13 protein-coding genes are annotated in these 19326 nt (G+C 58.6%); 7 read left to right on the top strand and 6 right to left on the bottom strand.

Annotated elements, in window-relative coordinates:
* Positions 1-120 precede the first annotated feature (120 nt).
* A complete protein-coding gene (locus tag KT71_RS09950; protein ID WP_008295536.1) occupies positions 121-870 on the top strand; it encodes an electron transfer flavoprotein subunit beta/FixA family protein in 750 nt (249 codons plus the stop codon).
* Positions 870-1799, top strand: coding sequence for an electron transfer flavoprotein subunit alpha/FixB family protein (locus KT71_RS09945; protein ID WP_008295537.1), 930 nt, complete (start codon positions 870-872; stop codon positions 1797-1799). Before KT71_RS09950 ends, KT71_RS09945 begins: the two co-directional genes overlap by 1 nt.
* Before the next feature lie 141 nt (positions 1800-1940).
* Here KT71_RS09945 and KT71_RS09940 read toward each other — a convergent pair whose 3' ends face one another.
* The 3 genes from KT71_RS09940 to KT71_RS09930 all read right to left on the bottom strand — a co-directional run bounded on the left by KT71_RS09940 (position 1941) and on the right by KT71_RS09930 (position 5272).
* Positions 1941-3116 (bottom strand): cation:proton antiporter domain-containing protein, encoded by a 1176-nt coding sequence (locus KT71_RS09940; RefSeq protein WP_008295538.1) that lies wholly within the window; start codon positions 3114-3116, stop codon positions 1941-1943.
* A 67-nt stretch (positions 3117-3183) separates the two neighbouring features.
* Positions 3184-3621 carry a DUF934 domain-containing protein gene (locus KT71_RS19695; protein ID WP_008295539.1) on the bottom strand — a complete coding sequence of 146 codons (438 nt, stop codon included), beginning with the start codon at positions 3619-3621 and terminating at the stop codon, positions 3184-3186.
* Positions 3608-5272 carry a nitrite/sulfite reductase gene (locus KT71_RS09930; protein WP_008295540.1) on the bottom strand — a complete coding sequence of 555 codons (1665 nt, stop codon included), beginning with the start codon at positions 5270-5272 and terminating at the stop codon, positions 3608-3610. The genes KT71_RS19695 and KT71_RS09930 overlap by 14 nt, the downstream gene beginning before the upstream one ends.
* A gap of 175 nt (positions 5273-5447) precedes the next feature.
* Between KT71_RS09930 and KT71_RS09925 the strand changes: the two genes are divergently transcribed.
* Complete coding sequence (locus tag KT71_RS09925; RefSeq protein ID WP_008295541.1) at positions 5448-6608, top strand: serine hydrolase domain-containing protein; 1161 nt, start codon at positions 5448-5450, stop codon at positions 6606-6608.
* A 321-nt stretch (positions 6609-6929) separates the two neighbouring features.
* Positions 6930-7049 carry a hypothetical protein gene (locus tag KT71_RS20835; protein ID WP_023659556.1) on the top strand — a complete coding sequence of 40 codons (120 nt, stop codon included), beginning with the start codon at positions 6930-6932 and terminating at the stop codon, positions 7047-7049.
* A gap of 73 nt (positions 7050-7122) precedes the next feature.
* Here KT71_RS20835 and KT71_RS21480 read toward each other — a convergent pair whose 3' ends face one another.
* Together KT71_RS21480 and metH are read right to left on the bottom strand one after the other, a co-directional pair.
* Complete coding sequence (locus KT71_RS21480) at positions 7123-7506, bottom strand: DUF2970 domain-containing protein (RefSeq protein ID WP_008295543.1); 384 nt, start codon at positions 7504-7506, stop codon at positions 7123-7125.
* 34 nt (positions 7507-7540) lie between these two features.
* Positions 7541-11206: a methionine synthase gene (gene metH / locus KT71_RS09915; RefSeq protein WP_008295544.1), complete on the bottom strand. Its 3666-nt coding sequence runs from the start codon at positions 11204-11206 to the stop codon at positions 7541-7543.
* Positions 11207-11469: 263 nt separating this feature from the next.
* Here metH and nfuA point away from each other — a divergent pair, with 263 nt between their 5' ends.
* Positions 11470-12045: a Fe-S biogenesis protein NfuA gene (gene nfuA / locus KT71_RS09910; RefSeq protein WP_008295545.1), complete on the top strand. Its 576-nt coding sequence runs from the start codon at positions 11470-11472 to the stop codon at positions 12043-12045.
* Between the two features lie 20 nt (positions 12046-12065).
* Here nfuA and KT71_RS09905 read toward each other — a convergent pair whose 3' ends face one another.
* Entirely contained in the window at positions 12066-13142 is a 1077-nt protein-coding gene (locus tag KT71_RS09905) for a 3-deoxy-7-phosphoheptulonate synthase (protein WP_008295547.1), read from the bottom strand.
* A gap of 170 nt (positions 13143-13312) precedes the next feature.
* Between KT71_RS09905 and KT71_RS09900 the strand changes: the two genes are divergently transcribed.
* Entirely contained in the window at positions 13313-15994 is a 2682-nt protein-coding gene (locus tag KT71_RS09900; RefSeq protein WP_023659554.1) for a PD-(D/E)XK nuclease family protein, read from the top strand.
* Positions 15991-19314 carry a UvrD-helicase domain-containing protein gene (locus tag KT71_RS09895; protein ID WP_008295549.1) on the top strand — a complete coding sequence of 1108 codons (3324 nt, stop codon included), beginning with the start codon at positions 15991-15993 and terminating at the stop codon, positions 19312-19314. Before KT71_RS09900 ends, KT71_RS09895 begins: the two co-directional genes overlap by 4 nt.
* Positions 19315-19326 lie beyond the last annotated feature (12 nt).

Below are 19326 nucleotides of genomic sequence, written 5' to 3'. Positions count from 1 at the left end.
GAGCGCTATTGACCTGGATCGGCAATAGCGGCACCATTTGCCCGCGTTTTTTCCAGGGAGCAGCGGTTCCGCAGTTCCTGAAGTTCGTTTAACCCCGATCAACCCGGTATGGGAGAAAGTATGAAGGTTCTCGTCGCAGTCAAGCGTGTCGTCGACTACAACGTCAAGGTGCGCGCCAAGGCCGACGGTTCAGACGTCGATCTGAACAACGTCAAGATGTCCATTAATCCGTTCTGCGAGATTGCGGTAGAGGAAGCGGTGCGTCTCAAGGAAGCGGGCACGGCCACGGAAATTGTTGCTGTTTCCATCGGCGAGAAGAGCTGCCAGGAGCAGATTCGTACGGCTCTTGCCCTGGGGGCGGACCGCGGCATCCAGGTTGAGGTCGAGGGTAACCCCGAGCCCCTGGTCATTGCCAAGCTGCTCAAGGGCGTCGTAGAAAAAGAATCTCCCGATCTCATCATCATGGGCAAGCAGTCCATCGATGGCGACAACAACCAGACGGGACAAATGCTGGGCGCTCTGGCAGGCATGCCTCAGGGCACCTTTGCCTCCGAGATCAAGGTCGATGGTGACAAGCTCGCCGTGACCCGGGAAGTTGACGGCGGCATGCAGACCATCAGTCTGAATTTGCCGGCTATCGTTACAACGGATCTGCGTTTGAACGAACCCCGGTACGCGTCTCTGCCCAACATCATGAAGGCAAAGAAGAAGCCTCTGGACGTGTTGACCCCCGATGAACTGGGCGTGCAGGTCACATCGCATCTGACCCTTGTCAAGGTTGAGCCGCCACCGGAGCGCTCCGCGGGCATCAAGGTAGAGTCCGTGGAACAGCTGGTCGACAAACTGAAAAACGAAGCGAAGGTGATTTAATGAGTACTCTCGTTGTAGCAGAACACGACAACAGCAGCCTTAACGTTGCCACCCTGAACACCGTCGCCGCGGCGCAGGCTTTGGGTGGTGATATTGATATTCTGGTAGCCGGTGCGGATTGCGGTGGCGCGGCGGCTGCGGCCCAGGCAGTACCGGGCATTCGCAAGGTGCTCACTGCAGACAAAGCGGCTTACGCCACGCAGCTGGCAGAGAACGTCAGTTTGTTGATTGCAGAAGTCGGCGCCGACTACGATAACGTTCTCGCAGCGTCCACCAGCAATGGCAAGAACATCATGCCCCGCGTTGCGGCCTTGCTCGACGTCGCACAAATCAGCGACATCATCAGCGTTGAATCTGCGGACACTTTCAAGCGTCCCATTTATGCGGGTAACGTGATTGCGACGGTCCAGAGCAGTGATGCCAAGAAAGTCATCACCGTTCGCACCACGGCCTTTGACGCCGTTGCGGCGGAGGGTGGCAGTGCGGAGCTCGTGGCAATAGACGCCGCTCACGATGCGGGTATCTCAAGCTTTGTCAGCCAGGAAATCGCAGAATCCGATCGTCCTGAGCTGACCGCAGCGTCGGTGGTAATTTCTGGCGGGCGCGGCATGCAGAACGGAGACAACTTCAAGCTCCTCGATGGCATTGCGGATAAGCTGGGTGCAGCCATTGGCGCATCGCGCGCCGCCGTTGATGCCGGTTTTGTGCCCAACGACATGCAGGTGGGTCAGACAGGCAAAATCGTCGCGCCGGATCTGTATATTGCCGTGGGTATCTCCGGGGCGATTCAGCACCTTGCGGGTATGAAAGACTCCAAAGTGATCGTGGCCATTAACAAGGACGAGGATGCGCCGATTTTCCAGGTGGCGGATTACGGCCTGGTCGCAGATCTTTTCGAGGCATTGCCCGAGCTCGAAGCACAGATCTAGCGTCTTCTGCACGAAAGAACGTGAATCTAAAGCCGGCGTAAGCCGGCTTTTTTATGGCTAAGGGCTTTTTTATGTCTAAAGGCTTTTGTCGCTGGAGGCTTTCCTCTATTTATCGCTAGAGGCCTTTCATGGGCAATGTAACTAATCTCTGCGCAAACGATCGCTGATGGCGATGGGGGTAGGGTAGTTGAGGACCACGATGTAAGACGATACCAGTAAGGTGATGATGGTAGCCGCCTGAATCGTCAGGGATGCCTCCAGCCCCAGAAGACCGGCATCGAAAGCGATGTAGGCGATGAGTAAAGAAAACTCACTGGCCTGTCCCAGACGAAACCCCAAATCCCAGGCGAGACTGCTGCGTTCACTGACGCCCTTGAGAAGCAAACGATAGGTCAGGGGCTTCATTGCCAGCACCAGCAGCGCCAGACACAGCGCGGGCATCCAGACCTGCTGAAGCATAGCGAGGTCAAAACGCGCCCCGACGGCGAAGAAGAAGAGAATAAGAAAAAAGTCGCGAAGAGGCTTTAGATTGACAGCAATGTACTGGGAAATAGGGCTGGTGGCGATGCTGACGCCGGCAACAAAAGCGCCAATCTCCGCGGACAAACCGAGCAGCTGGGCGGCCTCGGCCATGCCCAGGCACCAGCCGATGGCCAGTAAAAATATGTACTCGTGAAAGCGGTCGAAGCGTTGGATCAGACGCAGGAGCACGTAGCGCACGAAGGCCCAGGCCGCCATGCCGAGAAGTGGCAGCGCCAGCAGCACCTTGACGATGTGCCAGGCGGCTTCTCCGTCCTCGGCACTTCCGCTGGCCATGATGAGCACCAGCACGATGATGGCGAGTAAGTCCTGCAATAGCAGAAGACCGATCATCATTTCGCCGATATGCTTGTGATGAAGAATCGTCGTCGGCAGGAGCTTGATACCGATGATGGTGGAAGAAAACATCATTGCCACGGCGACGATCACCGACTCGCCATATTCCGCAAAGAAAAAACTCGCGAGGAGCCACGACGCCAGAAAAAAGATAGCGGAACTCACCAGCCCGACGACCGTGGAATTTCGGATCGTGGCAAACAGGGCCTGGGGCTGCATGTCCAGACCGAGGAGAAAGAGCAGAAAAATAATGCCGATGTGCCCAATATCCGAAAGCTGCTGGAGATCCGTGACCAGGCTGAAGCCTGAGGGTCCGATGAGCGCCCCGAGAGCGATATAGGCAATGATCAGCGGCTGCCGGGTGTAGAGGGCCACGGAAGCGAGTGCCGCAGCACCGCTGAAGATCAGAAAAAAAGCAAAAGTGACGGAGCCCGTATCCATAACGCCCTGAATCAAAAACGAGTTTGGATTGTAGCAGGCCCCCGGGATGGCCTACGGGGGATGCGGGTCAGGCGCTGCGCCTGCGGCGAAAGAGCGGCTGCGTTTCCCGTGCATCAGCCTGATAGGCCTCGGAAAAGCCGGGCAGGCTTCCGGCGCTTGCCGCCACTCCATCATTTTCCAAAGCATCGAAGCCGCAGCGATGCAGATAGACCCATTGGTCTGCAAGAATATCGCCACCGGCGATAAGTTTCCCCGGGAAGCCCAGCTGACGCAGCTTCGCCGCATGACTGAAGCCCCGTCCATCCATGAAACCCTCGAAACGGATGCAGATGCCGGGCACCCGGAGCAAGGCCGCATGGTGGTCATAGAGATTGTCATCGCCCCCAACGATCACCCAGGCATCCTCGGGCGCACCGGCTTCCAGCCAGTCTGCAAACATCAGAGTACTGGCTTCTTGCGCTGCCGGTGCCAATACGGTGCCTGACGGCATATCAGGACTGTCCATAAACCGCTTCCTTGAACGGCTCAACACCGCATCGCTGATAAACCTGCAGGAATCGTTCCTCATCGGAGTCGCGAAGCTCAAGATAGCGCTGGAGCAGCCACTCGATGGCATCGGGCAAATCCGCGCGACTGAAGGAAGGTCCCAGAATCTTCGCCACCTGCGCCGTACCCGCCTGGGAGCCTCCGATACAGACCTGGTAGAACTCCTGGCCTTTTTTATCCACCCCGAGAATACCGATATGGCCGACGTGGTGATGGCCACAGGCATTCATGCAGCCACTGATATTGAGTTCTATCGGGCCCAGATCAAACTGGTAATCCATTTTTTCAAAGCGTTCCTGTAGCGCCTGAGCGACGGGCAGGGATTTTGCATTCGCCAGGGAGCAGAAATCGCCGCCGGGGCAGCAGATCATGTCAGTTATGTAGCCCGCATTGGAACCCGCAAGCCCGAGGGGCTGAAGTGCGTCCCACAGAGCTCTGAGTTCGCTTTCCCGCACGTCGGCGAGAACGATGTTCTGCTCATGGGTAGTCCGCAATTCACCAAAGGAGTAGGCGTCAGCCAGATCGGCAAGTGCGTCCATCTGACTTGCACTGATGTCGCCGGGAGGCTGCCCCGTGGCTTTCAGGGTAACGGTGACCGCACGGTACCCCGGCTGCCTGTGAGCCTGCGTGTTACGTTTCACCCAGGCCGCAAACAGGGGCTCACTTGCACAGGCTTCCCTAAGCGCAGCGCATTCCTGAGAGCCATCCACAAGCCCATAATCGGGGGCGGTGAAGTGCGCCGAGACCGCAGCCAGGGCGTCTTCAGTCAAAGTGTTCGGTCCGCCGCGATGGGAGTCCCACTCGGCGTCGACGGCGTTGCTAAATGCCTCCACACCCATGGCCTTCACAAGGATCTTGATGCGGGCCTTGTACTTGTTGTCTCTTCGTCCGTGGAGGTTGTAAACGCGCAGGATAGCCTCGAGATAACTCAGCATGTCCGCGGGGTCCAGATCGTCGCGGATCATGGATCCCACTACGGGGGTTCTGCCCAGCCCGCCACCGACAAGAAACTTCAGTCGCACGGCACTCGCCTCATTGCGGTACAGCTCAATGCCGATGTCGTGGAAGTGTATGGCGGCACGGTCTTCCTCAGCGCCGTTTACCGCTATCTTGAATTTACGCGGTAGGAAAGCGAACTCCGGGTGCAGCGTGGACCACTGACGGATAATCTCACAGTAGGGTCGTGGATCAACGATCTCATCGGCAGCCACGCCGGCGAATTGGTCCGTGGTGGTGTTGCGGATGCAGTTCCCACTGGTCTGAATGGCGTGCATTTGCACCGCGGCAAGGTCCGCGAGAATGTCCGGCACGTCGGCGAGCCGGGGCCAGTTCAACTGAATGTTCTGCCGCGTGCTTATGTGCCCATAGCCTTTATCGTAACGACGGCTGATCTCAGCTATGGCCCGCAACTGTATGCTGCTAATGAGCCCATAGGGCACGGCGATACGCAACATGGGCGCCAAACGCTGCACATAGAGACCGTTCTGCAATCGCAGGGGCAAAAACTCCGCGTCGCTTAACTCACCGTCTAAATAGCGCGCCGTTTGATCGCGAAACTGCGCGACGCGCTCATCAACGATGGTCTGATCAAGATTGTCGTACTGATACATGGCAGTGCTGTCGGCGAAGGAGGGCGCACTCTACCAAAGCTGCGAGAGCTGTTTTATCTCAGTTTTTTCTAAGCTTGGATGATTTAGTTATGGCGCCCCGGAGCCTTTTTTGTCAGTCTCCCCGAGGTCGGAATTCCACGCGTAAATCTCACTAGAAAAACAAGGACAGGCTTTGATGAAGGACCGTCTCGACAGTATTTTGCAAAAGGGCATTGATCGTGGCGCCGCTCCCGGCGTTACCGCTGTGGTGGTGAATCGCGAGGGAGTGCTTTACGAAGGAGGATTTGGAGAGCGGGCCGTCGGTAGCGGTGTCCCCATGACGTCGGATACCGTGGGTAAGATTTTCTCCATGACCAAGGCCCTCACGGCTGCCGCGGCCATGCAATTGGTCGAGAGAGGGGCTCTGCACCTCGATGCGCCGGCGGGAGATGTCTGCCCTGACATCGGGTCTGCGGAGGTGCTCACGGGCTTTGATGATCAGGGTCAGCCAATAACCCGCGCCCCGGCATCACCGGTAACCCTGCGTCAGCTTCTCACCCATACCTCTGGATACAGCTATCACATGTGGGATTCAACGCTGCTGCAATGGCTGCAGACAACCGGTTCACCGGATATCAGCAGTCAGCAAAAGGCGGCGTTGCGACAGCCGTTAATGTTTGACCCGGGCACCCAGTGGCGCTACGGCATTGGTTTGGACTGGGCGGGGCAACTCGTGGAGGCAGCCTCCGGCATGCGTCTGGAAGACTACTTTGTCGAGCATCTCACCGGGCCTCTGGATATGTCCGATACCCATTTCGATTACAACGACGGGATGTTTGCCCGCACAGCGCATATTCATATCCGCTCAGCTGACGGGCGTCTGTCGCCGATACCCACGGCGCAATCCGATGAGCGTGAATTTGACGAAGGTGGCGGGGGATTAAAGGGCACCATGGCCGATTTCGGTCGATTCATCCGCATGATCCTGAACGATGGCCAGCTCGATGGAATCCGGGTGTTACAGACGGAAACGGTGCAGGCCATGTGTCGTAACCAGATTGGAACATTGCAGGTACTGCCCATGGAGAGCTGCGTACCGGCGATGAGTAATGATGGCGAGTTTTTTCCCGGCGATCCAAAGACCTGGGGCCTGGCTTTTCAGATCAATGAGGTACCGGGTTACACCGGAAGACCCGCAGGGACGCTGATGTGGGCAGGACTGGCTAACAGCTACTACTGGATAGATCGTCAGAACGGCATCGGCGGCGCCTATCTCAGCCAGATTTTACCGTTTGCGGATCAGGCATCGTCGGCGCTTTATTTTGAGATGGAAACCGCGGTGTACAACGGGCTCTAATCCCAATGCAATCGCTGCCTCAAAATCCGGACCGTCGCGTCGGAATCAGGCTGGAGGAATCGCCGAAGCTGCATGTTTTTCTTGGGAGTCGTGCCTCCCAATGCTAAACTCCGCTCCGGTTTACGGGGTGAGGTGCTGTCAATCAGGACAGAGATTTATCTCAAAACGATAGATCGAAGCTAGAGTTCGAACTCTAGTTCGAACTATAGCTCGAACTACAGCCCCAAACTACAGCCCGAAACCACATACTACTGCAACTCAGAACAAGCGCTGACAACAATCGCAAAGCTGAGTAGCACAAACAGCCAAAAAGGGGATTTTATGATGGCGTCCAGCGGACCGCAGAAGTCAAACAGCAAAGCAGACGCGGTGGCGACCGTTGTCATTATGACCGTCGTGGTCGCTACGGTATCGTTCTGGCTTGCGGGTATGCCTGGCTAGAGTCAGGTTTACAGCAAGGCAAAGAGCAAGACTAAGAGCAAGGCTCAGCATCATGCCCCCGTTGGCCTCGACGCTAGCGATTGCTCAAAACCAGAGTCACAACGGTATAGACCGTCCCGATAAACAAGGCGGTAAACAAAAGGCCCGCCACGATAAACGTGCCCGCTCGGCCTTGCTTGAAGTCCCGTTCACGATTCTTACTGCTTTGAACACCCAGGCCCGCCGCGAGGACGCTGCTGAGCACCTGCATGGGGTTCAGAGGCTCGTGGGAGCTGTTATCTCCCTGTCCTTCGTGCTTTCCTGGCTCCGGTGCGCTTTCTCCAACCTGGTTCGAGGAAGCGCCCGACACTCTCTCCGACACTCTCTCCGACACTTTCTCAGGCGCAGCCCCCGGACCGTTATCCAAAACCTGTTCTTTTGATGGCGTAGCCACGTTCTCTCCGCTGTTGCTGCTCATTGTATTCATCCTTGCTCTGTGGTGGCCTGGAGCCTCAATCGAGATTGGGTGCCAACCATCTGGCGAGCTCTGCGGTCTTGCTGTTTTTTCTCGCAGCCATGGATTCCAACTGATCTTCGCCGATTTTGCCTACGGCAAAATAACGGGCTTCGGGGTGCGAGAAATACCAGCCACTGACCGACGACGCGGGTTCCATGGCGTAATTGTCTGACAGGCTCACGCCGCAGAGCGACTCTGCGTCCAGAAGATCAAACAAAGTGCGTTTTTCCGTGTGATCGGGGCAGGCGGGATACCCCGGCGCAGGCCGAATACCTCGATAACGCTCCTTGATCAGGTCCTCGTTGGTGAGTTCCTCATCCCGTGCGTAGGCCCAGAATTCCTGGCGTACGCGTCGGTGCATATGCTCCGCCAGCGCTTCGGCCAGGCGGTCCGCGAGGGCTTTGAGCATGATCGAACTGTAATCGTCATGCGCCGCCTCAAAAGCCGCAGCGCGCTTAGCAACGCCATGGCCGGTAGTGACACAGAAACCACCAATGAAATCATTTTCCGGTGCTATAAAATCACTCAGACTGAAGTTCGGGTCACCGTTCGCTTTTTCCGTTTGCTGACGCAAATGGTGGAGCCTCGTGGGCTCTGGAGCGCCATCGATATCCAGCAGTACGTCCTCTCCATCGCTGTGCGCAGGCCAGAAACCCACCGCAGCGCGAGCCTCCAGCCAGTTCTCGTCGACGATTTTCTTCAGCATCGCCTGCGCATCAGCAAACAGATCCCGTGCCTGCTCGCCCACGATGTCATCGTTCAATATGCGTGGATATTTGCCCGCCAGTTCCCAGGTGATAAAAAACGGTGTCCAATCGATGGTCTCAACAAGATCCGCCAGGGAGATATCTTTGAAAACCCGCACGCCCGTAAACGTAGGAGTAGGGGGTGTGTAGGCCGACCAGTCGAAAACTGCGCGGTTCGCGAGAGCTTCTTCATAGGACAGACGCTTTGCCTTGGGCTTTCGCGAGGCCATGCGCTCGCGAACCTGCAAATACTCCTCGCGCCGCTCGCTGACAAACCCCTCTTTTTGTTCTCCCAGGAGCTGTGAGGCGACGGACACGCTACGGGATGCGTCCGGGACATAGACCACCAGGTCGTTTGTGTAATTGGGCTCAATCTTCACGGCGGTGTGTGCCTTGGACGTTGTTGCACCGCCAATCATTAGCGGCACAGAGAAACCCGTTCGCTGCATTTCGCTGGCAACGTGCACCATCTCGTCCAGGGACGGTGTTATGAGACCACTCAGGCCAATGACATCGACGTTCTCTTCCCTGGCAACGCGCAGGATCTCTTCACAGTGCACCATCACACCGAGGTCAATCACCTCATAGTTATTGCACTGCAGCACCACACCAACGATGTTTTTTCCAATATCGTGGACATCGCCTTTGACCGTCGCCATGAGAATCTTGCCGTTAGTGCTGCCCTCGGCTTTTTCTTCCTCGATGTAGGGTTGAAGGTAAGCCACCGCCTGCTTCATCACGCGGGCGCTTTTCACCACTTGCGGGAGAAACATTTTGCCCTGACCAAAGAGGTCGCCCACCACGTTCATACCGTCCATGAGCGGCCCCTCGATGACTTCGATGGGGCGATCGGCCTGTTGCCGCGCTTCTTCGGCATCTTCTTCGATGTAGCCATTGATGCCTTTAACCAAGGCGTATTCCAGGCGCTTTTTAACCGGCTCATCGCGCCAGGCCAGGTCCTCTACGCGGACCGAGGCCGGTCCATCGGCATGGTACTTACTTGCGAGATCCAATAAGCGTTCGGTGCTGTCGTCGCGACGATTGAGCACCACGTCTTCCACCGCGTCACGCAACTCCGCCGGGAGCTCGTCGTAGACCGCAAGCTGCCCGGCGTTGACGATTCCCATGTCCATACCCGCGCGAATCGCGTGATACAGAAACACGGAGTGAATGGCTTCACGCACGGGGTTGTTGCCGCGAAACGAAAAGGAGACATTGGACACGCCCCCGGAGACCTTGGCGCCGGGCAGGTTCTCTTTAATCCAGCGGGTCGCTTCTATGAAGTCCACGGCATAGCTGTTGTGAGCCTCAATGCCCGTACCGATGGCAAATATATTCGGATCAAAAATAATGTCGTCAGGATTAAAATCCAGACGATTTCTTAAAAGATCCCAGCTGCGTTGACAGATCTCGCGGCGACGGGCAACGGTGTCGGCCTGACCATCCTCGTCAAAGGCCATGACAACCACCGCCGCCCCGTAGCGCTGGCAAAGTGCCGCCTGCTCCAGAAACTCTTCCTCGCCCGCCTTGAGACTGATGGAGTTGACCACCGCCTTGCCCTGGACGCAGCGCAAACCGGCCTCAATGACCTCCCAGCGCGAGGAATCAATCATGATCGGTACGCGACTGATATCCGGCTCCGAAGCAATGAGGTTCAGGAACGTGACCATGGCTTCCTTGGCATCGAGCATGCCCTCGTCCATGTTGACGTCGATAATCTGCGCGCCATCCTCAACCTGGGTACGCGCCACATCCAGGGCGGCTTCGTAATCGCCGGACAAAATGAGCTTTTTGAAACGGGCAGAGCCCGTGACGTTGCAGCGCTCACCGACGTTTACAAACAGACTGTCCGCGGAGAAGGTAAACGGCTCCAGGCCGCTAAGTTGGCAGGCCTTTGGATTATCGGGCAGCGGGCGCGGCGGAATCCCGTGGACGGCGTTGGCGATGGCCCGGATGTGTGCGGGCGTGGTGCCGCAGCAACCCCCGACCAGATTGACAAAACCACGCTCGGCAAAGTCTTTGAACTCCATCGCCATAACTTCCGGCGCCTCATCATACTCACCGAAGGCATTGGGCAGTCCGGCATTGAGATGGGCGCTGAAATAGCCATCGGTGGCCTTTGACAGCTCCTCGAGAAAGGGCCGCACTTCCTGAAAGCGCCGACCACAGTTGCTTCCCACAACCAGGGGCCGGGCGTGGGCGATGGAGAACCAGAACGCTTCGGGGCTCTGACCGGAGAGGTTGCGCCCGCTCACGTCCGGGAAGGTGACGGACAGCATCACGGGAATACGCACGCCACGCTCTTCGAACACCTTTTCAATGGCAAAGATCGCTGCCTTGGCATTGAGCGTGTCAAAGATGGTTTCGATCATGAGGAGATCGACATTGCCGTCCAGAAGACCGCGGGTTGCTTCGGCGTAGTCTTCGCTGAGGGTCTGGTAGTCGATGTTCCGCGCGCCGGGATCGTTAACATCCGGTGAGATGGAGGCCGTTCGCGGTGTTGGCCCGAGAACACCGGCCACAAACCGGGGTTTGTCGGGCGTTTCAGCGCTCACCTCATCCGCGGCCTTCCGCGCGATACGTGCCGAGGTTTCATTCAGCTCCCGGGCAATGGCCTGAAGACCATAGTCCTCCAGCGCCACGGCGGTGGAGTTAAAGGTGTTGGTCTCGATGATGTCCGCGCCCGCCTGCAAATAAGCACGATGAATGTTTTCTATGACATCCGGACGGGTAATCGACAGGAGGTCGTTGTTGCCCTTTAAATCTCCTCCATGCTTGGCGAAGCGCTCCCCGCGGTAGTCCGCCTCGGCGAGGCCCTCGGCTTGAATCATGGTGCCCATGGCACCGTCGATGATAAGAATGCGCTCGCTCAGGGCATCCGCAAGGGGACCTGTTACGGGGAAAAAGGCTGTCATTTTTTAAAACATCCGTAGAAAATCAGGAGCCGACGCCCGCGGCAAAAAAGGACGGGGAACGCCGGTAAATTCGGGGCGGGATGATAGCAGATTGCGGCTTTGGCAGCATTGGCAGCAAGGTCCGGCGTCTACCAGTGAATGAGTGCCGTTAGGCGCTGTGAGGGTGAGGCAAAACATGAATTGCCGTGACACAGTGACGCTGGACCGACGTCTCGTTATAATACCTGACTAATTTACTCAGGAAGTGTGTGGATATTACGCCGATGCTGACGATTACAGAGAGTGCACAGGAATACCTCGCGGAATTACTGGGGAAACAGGAGGACGCTCTGGGTGTGCGTGTGTTCATCAACGATCCGGGCACGGCGCGCGCAGAGACCTGCATCGCCTATTGTCGTGAGGGCGACGTCCTCGATGAGGACGTAAAGCAGCCTTTTGACAAAATCACCGCCTGGCTGGACAACCGCAGCGTGCCGTTTCTTGAGGACGCTTTGGTGGATTACTCCACAGACCGCATGGGGGGCCAACTGACCATCAAGGCTCCCAACGCAAAAATGCCCCGGGTGAGCGACGACTCTCCCATCGAAGACCGCATCAATTACGTACTTTACAACGAGGTCAACCCTTCCCTTGCCGCTCACGGCGGCGAAGTGTCCCTGGTAGAGGTAACAGATGACGCATTTGCCGTGCTGCGCTTCGGTGGCGGCTGTCAAGGTTGTAGCGCCGTCGACATGACGCTCAAGGATGGCGTGGAGAAGACGCTCCTTGACCAGCTACCCCAGCTGAAGGGCGTGCGGGACATGACCGATCACTCGGATCGCAGCAACGCGTTCTACTAGGTCGGTCTTTAGATCGCTCTTTAAGACGCTCGCGCGCGCTCGGGAAGCACATCCTTCAGTTTCTCGCGCAGAGAGCGCAGACAGTTTTCCGTATCTTCCCAACCGATGCAGCCGTCGGTGATAGAAACCCCGTATTCCATGTCTTTGAGGCTGCTCGCCATGCTCTGATTGCCCGCCTTGAGATGGCTTTCAATCATAAGGCCGATGAGCGAGCGGTTACCCCCGATAATCTGATTCGCCACATTCTCAGCAACCAGGGGTTGCAGGGCAGGGTCCTTGTTGGAATTGGCATGACTGCAGTCCACCATGATGTTTTGCGGCATACCGGCTTTTTCCAGGGCCTGCTCACACAGCGTCACGTGCACGGAATCGTAATTGGGTCCCGTACTCCCACCGCGCAAGACAACATGCCCGTAGGGGTTGCCCCGCGTTGTGAAGACCGACACCTGCCCCTGGCTGTTGATACCCAGAAACCGATGAGACTGGGACGCGGCGCCCAGGGCGTTTACCGCAACGGTTAATCCGCCGTCGGTACCATTTTTAAACCCCACGGCGGAAGAGAGCCCGCTGGCCATTTCCCGGTGCGTCTGCGACTCCGTGGTTCGCGCCCCGATAGCAGACCAGGATATGAGGTCCTGGAGGTACTGGGGCGAAATTGGATCCAGAGCCTCCGTGGAGACGGGAAGTCCCAGGCTGACCACATCGGTCAGCAGTCTGCGTGCGATGGTGAGGCCCTCCTCGATGCGGAAGGAATCATCCAGATACGGATCGTTGATCAAGCCCTTCCAGCCCACGGTTGTTCGCGGTTTTTCAAAGTAAACGCGCATCACAATAAACAGTGTGTCATCCAACTCCCGAGCCAGGGCGCGGAGACGCTTCGCGTAGTCCATGGCAGCGCTGGTGTCATGGATAGAGCAGGGGCCTACCACCACGAGGAGTCTTGGATCTTTGCGATCCAGAATATCGAAGACGGTTTGCCGACTGGTGGTGACGTCGCGCTCCAGGCCCTCTGTCAAGGGGACGAGGCGCTTCAGATCAGCCGGCGTCGGCAATATGTCCTGTGAGGCGACATTGATGTTGTGGACGTTGTTGCTCATGGAATCGGTCCTGCTAGAGTGCGGGTCTGCGCTTACGGCAATGACGAAGGCGTTGGGAAGGCGCGAAAGTGTAATGCAGGGGCAGGGCAATGAGTAGGTGTTCAAAGATCCAATCAAGCGTGAATATTCATGACTAATACGGCCCGGCCGTGGCGTTCGAGGCGTCTACCGTGAGTCTCCGCCCCCTTTTTCAGGATATGGACAGTATCGCCAGGCTTCTTGCGGAGGATGTGGCCATACTGACGCCAAACCGCCGTCTCAGCCGCGCCATTCGCGAGGCGGAGGCCCTGGAGCGCCAGACATCCGGGCAGACCGTGTGGCCCAGCAGCACCGTGCTACCCCTTCGTCAGTACTGGATTGAGCGATGGCGCTTTGCTGTGACCCGAGGTTTCCTCGCACCGTACACCTTGCTTGACAGCGCTGCGCAGCGACTGGTGTGGCGACAAGTCATCGATCAGGACAGTGAGGGAAGGTTCTCACTTCTCAGCCCCACGCGCGCTGCGGCCCTGTGCCAGGAGGCCAGCGAGCGTCTCGCTCTATGGCGCATCGATCCCGGCGATGCAGACACCCGTCAGCTGTTCAGCTTTGACGAAGATTCCATGGCTTTCCTTCGCTGGGAAAAAGCCTTCCGCAGCGTCCTCAAAGACATGGATGCCATGACACCGGAGCAGGCCCTGGAGGCGCTTCTGAACTGTCCCGAAGCCATGGATCAGGCCGTCGCCATAATGAGCGACGACGATTTGCCGCCCCTGCACGATGCTCTCTGCCGGGCCGCGGGGGAGTGCCACCGGGTGGCGCCGCCGCGCCAGGAGGGGAGGGTTCTGCCCCTGCGAGGTTTTAGTGAGCCTCGCGCTGAGCTTCAAGCCGCCGCCCGCTGGTGTCGCGAGCAGTACCTGAAAGACCCCGGGGGCCGCTACGCCGTGGTGCTGTCGGATATGCAGAATGATCGTGACAGACTGGAGTTCTTTCTTCGCCAGGAATTCGACTGTCTCAGCAAAAACTACGCGAGCCTCCCCGTCAACTTTGCCACAGGCTTTCGTCTGGATCGCGTTCCCCTGGTCAGGGACGCCCTGCGGATACTCGAACTCAGTCTTCCGGAGGTGACCGTGGAGACCGTGATCACCCTGCTGCAATCGCGTTTTGTTTCGCCATTCAAGATCCACGCTGAGAAGCGTGAAGCATCCCTGCGCCGGCTTCGCGAGCTTGCCCGGGAGAGGGTGCCTCAGCACGTGCTTCACGGTGTTCTTGAGGAACTCTTCGACCGAAGTCTCGGTGCGCCTCCCTGGGACCTGGTGTTGCAACGGTCTACCAACGGCGCATGGCAGAAACGTGCTCGATCGCCATCGCAGTGGTTGGAGCCTTTCAAGGCAATACTCAACGCCTGGGGATGGCCCTACGGCACCGCCCTGGATTCCCTGGAATATCAACAGGCGGTGCAGTGGCGGGAAACCCTCGATGCTTTCGCCGCTCAGGATCATGTGGTCGCGGAGCTCAGCCTGGCGGAAGCGATCCAGAGCCTGCGAGAGCTTTTGGGGGAGCAGCAATTCCAACCGCGGACGGATGATCAGGCCGTACAGGTCCTCGGCCCCCTGGAAACAACGGGGCTGCAATTTGATGCTCTGTGGATTACCGGTATGAGTGCTGATCGCTGGCCCGCCGCAGCGCAGCCCAATCCGTATCTTCCCCACAGTCTTCAGCGACAATCAGGCATGCCGCATGCCGATGCCGCCTGGGAGCGGCGCTGGGCGGAGGCCCGGTGGACCCAGTGGCTGCAGGGGGCAACAGAGATTCAGATCAGCTACGTCAACCTGGTCGACGGTAGCGAAGTGCTCCCAAGCTCTCTCCTGAGCGATGGAGCTGTGACCGCGGAAACCAGCGAGTCGAGGCCTGATGATCGCTGGCTCACGCAGAGGGCAGCGTCCACCTTTGAGTCCCTGGCGCTGGCCGCAGTTCCCGTAAGTGATGAAGAACGGGTATCTCAGGGCGTGGGCACCAGCGTTCTGGAACAGCAGTCCGCCTGCCCCTTTCTGGCCTTTGCCGCAGCCCGGCTCGCCGCCACGCCGCTGCCGGCACCGGTTGCGGGGCTGCTGCCTTCGGAGCGGGGCACCCTGCTGCACCGTGCGCTCTACACGCTGTGGGGAGAGATCAAAGACAGCGAAAACCTGCATCGTATCGACGAATCAGAGCTCGAGGCCGTCATCGACGCTGCGGTGGGCTTTGCGCTTCAGGGCATCGATAAAGCCCGTTTGGACGTGCTCGGCGGCGCGCTACTGGATCTCGAGCAGCAACGCCTGAGGCGTGTCCTGCTGCGCTGGCTGGAGGTGGAAAGAGCTCGCGACGAGGGGTTTACCGTGGTCGCGCGGGAAGAACCCCGGGAGCATGTGCTGGGCGGTTTGCGGCTGCGACTGCGTCTCGACAGAGTTGATGAATTGAGTGATGGCAGCACGGTGATCGTTGACTACAAAAGCGGCTCACCGGGCAGCGTGAGTCAGTGGCTTGGAGATCGACCGGCCCGTCCGCAGTTACCGCTTTATGCACTTCTTGAACCCTTTGCTTCGGGCATCGCCTACGCGTCTCTCAAGCCCGGCATGGAAGGCTTCAAGGGTATTGGGAAGCGAGCTTTTGAGGCAGGTATCGCCAGTGCCCGGGACCACGTAGACGATGACGGCGACGGCGAGACGCAAGACGCCCCAGAAAACGCGATGGAGGCATTGCGAGGGCACTGGCGCAAGGCGCTTGCAGAGCTGGCGGAGGAATTCATTGGGGGGATCAGCCCCGTAGACCCCACGGTGGAAGCCTGCCGCTACTGCCAGCGTTTTTCCCTGTGCCGCCTGGGAGAGGAGCTTCTATGACTCCCGTGGATAACGAAGCCCGCCTGCGCGCCGTGGATCCGGGTCTGTCGGTGTGCGTGAGCGCCCCCGCCGGCTCGGGTAAAACCGCGCTGCTCGTACAGCGCTTTCTGGGCCTGCTCGCCCGGGTGAGCGAGCCCGAGAGCGTGGTGGCGATTACCTTTACACGCAAAGCGGCGGCAGAAATGCGTGCTCGCGTCGTAGGTGCATTGCAGGGTGCCGCCGAGGGTGTAAAGGCAAGGAATCCCCATGAGGAGGCGCTTATGGCCGCGGCACGGGCAGTGGCTGAGCACGATGGTAGCCGCGGCTGGGGATTGCTGGATAACCCCTCCCGTTTGCGTATCCAGACCATCGACAGCTTTTGTGGCTACCTCACCCGGCAGATGCCGGTGCTCAGCGGTTGCGGAGGGCAGGTCACGGCGACCGATGACAGTCGGGTGCTGTACCGCGAGGCGATTGAAAACTTCCTGCACGGGGAACTGAACCGCAGGCAAGACGACAAAGCGCGAGACATAGAGACCCTGCTTCTGCACCTCGATAACAACTGGGACAGCGCTCTGGAGCTGCTATCCAAGCTTCTTCAGCGGCGCGAGCAGTGGCAACCGGTGTTTGGCGGTGGGGGACTCCATGGGGACGCGCAGCAAAACGTTCTGGAGATCACGGAATCCCTTGTCCGTTACCGGCTGGAGTTGCTTCAGGAGCGCTTTGCAGCGCATATGCAGCAGCTCATCACCTTGATGGACTATCGGGAACAAAACCTCAAGCGGGGATTGCTGTTTAGCGGTGACTGCAGCGACCTTGCCTCGTGGCGTGGCGTGGCTGCGCTGCTGCTCACGGGTAAGGGCGAATGGCGAAAAACCGTGACCGTGCGGGATGGATTTCCCGCGGGTAAGGGTGAACCCGCAGAACTCAAGGCGCAGATGCTGGCGCTCCTTAGCACGCTGCGGGAGGAGGACGACGGCGCTCTTCTGGGAGAGCTGCGACAGGTAGTGTTGCTGCCGGATGTCGACGATGAGCCCGCCCACTGGGATGTGCTGGTGGCGGTCACCCGTCTGCTGCCGCGATTAGGCGCGGAGCTTCTCCTTGTCTTTCAGCAAAAAGGGGAGGTTGATCATGCGCAGATCGCCATGGCGGCGCTGGATGCCCTGGGCACGGACCGCGAGCCGACGGACCTCGCTTTGCGTCTGGATCACAGCATCGAACATTTGCTCGTCGACGAGTTTCAGGATACCTCGTCGGTGCAGTTTGAGCTCATCCGCCGACTGACGCGGGGTTGGCATGAGCATAACGAGGCCAATCCCCAAGGGCCGCGGACGCTGCTCCTCGTGGGCGATGCGATGCAGTCCATCTATGGCTTTCGTGAAGCCAATGTGGGGCTTTTTATCCGCGCCAGAAACGAGGGCGTGGGCGATCTGTCCCTGACCCCTCTGGACCTGCAGGTGAATTTTCGGAGTCAGCAGGGATTGGTGGAATGGACGAACGCGCATTTTCAGCGCGGTTTTCCCCAGGTCGATGACGCGCAGCTCGGCGCGGTACAGTTCCGCGAGGCCATTGCGGCAAGAGCACCCGATGAGGCCCCGGAGTTCGCGTTATTCACCGGCGACGGCGGGCAGGCAGCGGAAATCGAGGCGCTATGCGACAAGCTTGCGGAAGGTGTCGCAAGAGACGACGTGGAGAGTATTGCAGTATTGGGTCGCTCCCGGACTCAGCTCAGACCCATACTCGCGGCGCTGCGCGCTCGGGATATCGATGTGGCGGCACGGGATCTGGACACCCTTGCCCAGCGCCCCCTGATCCGCGACCTTCTGACCCTGACCACGGTTCTCTGCGATCGTTTCGACCGCTTTGCCTGGTTGAGCCTGTTACGCACGCCGGCCATCGCCCTGGATAACGCTGATCTCCTGCGCATGGCCTCTCATTGTCCTACGGCCGCAGATTTCCGTGATAGAGAGATCACCAGAGACACGGCGCTCCAGGCAGTCTCAAGACCCGGTCAACAGCGTTTGGGGCAGCTGCAAAAGCTCCTGGCCTGGGCCGATCACTACAAAGACCGTCTCGCATTGCGGGTTTGGGTGGAGGAGTGCTGGCTGTTTCTGGGAGGCGCTGCGAGTCTCGCCAGTGATGCGGATTTACGCGATACCGAACGTTTTCTTCAGTGCCTTGAGGAACTGGAGGTTGACCAGGCTCCCCTGAACGGACGGAGCCTTGCCACAGCGGTCGAGGCCCTTTACGCCTCCCCGGGCGATGAGCGCTGCAAGGTCGAGGTGATGACATTGCATAAAGCCAAGGGGCTCGAGTTCGATTGGGTGTTCATACCCGCGCTTGCAAAAAGCACCGGGGGACAGGATAAGGAGTTATTGCTGTGGGACGAGTTTGTATTGCCCGGCGCGCCGCCGAGTTTTCTCCTGGACATTCGCGACACCGCCGAGGGCGGCGCTAACCCGCGCCTTTATGACTATTTAAAAGCCCAGGCCAAACAAAAGCGCGACTATGAAGCAGCGCGGCTTTTTTATGTGGGCTGTACCCGTGCGGCAGATTACCTCTGGTTGGGGGCAGCATTATCCTTTAGTGAAGCAAAAGACAGCTATTCCCCCCCGGGGTCAGGGTCCCTGTTGAGTGTGATCTGGCCCTCCATAGAACATCAGGCCAGCGTTACGCATGTGTCTTTGGACGAGGACGCGGTCGATGCGCCGACCCTGGGTTATCGACGACTGCGGGAGCTTCCGGACATCGCCGTCGTGGCGGCAAACAGCCCCGCATCACCTCTGGAACTTTCCGAAAATTATCTCGCACGGGCCCTTGGCACTGCGGTGCACCGTTGCATCGAGGCATTGATCTACAAACCGGAGCTTCCCGAATGCTGCGACGAGAAGCTCCGGGGCCTGCTACGTGTCGCATTAATCGAAGCGGGTGCTGACCGGCAGGCGCTGCCGGAGCTGGTGCTTGAAGGTGCATCCATGTTGGACCGGCTCTTAGGGGATTCCTGGGCCCGGTGGGCGCTATCCGCACAACGACGCGAACGGGCGGCGGAATTGCCCCTGACCATTGCAACGGGGACCGGAGCGCAGCAGCTCATTCTCGATTACAGCTTTTTGGATGAAGAGGCGGGAGAGCGCTGGGTGATCGATTACAAAACCGCGATCCCGGGCCCTGGGGAGGACGTGAGGCAATTTGTAATGGCACAGCTGGAGAGCTACGGGGAGCAGCTGGCACGCTATTTTGAGGCGCTGAACACGCGCTTTGATGAGCCCGTTCGCTGCGCCCTGTATTTTCCTGCCCTGGGACGCCATGCCGAATGGCATCCGACCGGCGCTGGCCAGTAGATCGCAACGGCT

It is taken from the genome of Congregibacter litoralis KT71, assembly GCF_000153125.2.
GTDB classification, from domain to species: domain Bacteria; phylum Pseudomonadota; class Gammaproteobacteria; order Pseudomonadales; family Halieaceae; genus Congregibacter; species Congregibacter litoralis.
Note: the sequence above shows the minus strand (reverse complement) of the source record. Positions and strands in the feature narration are given on the sequence as shown.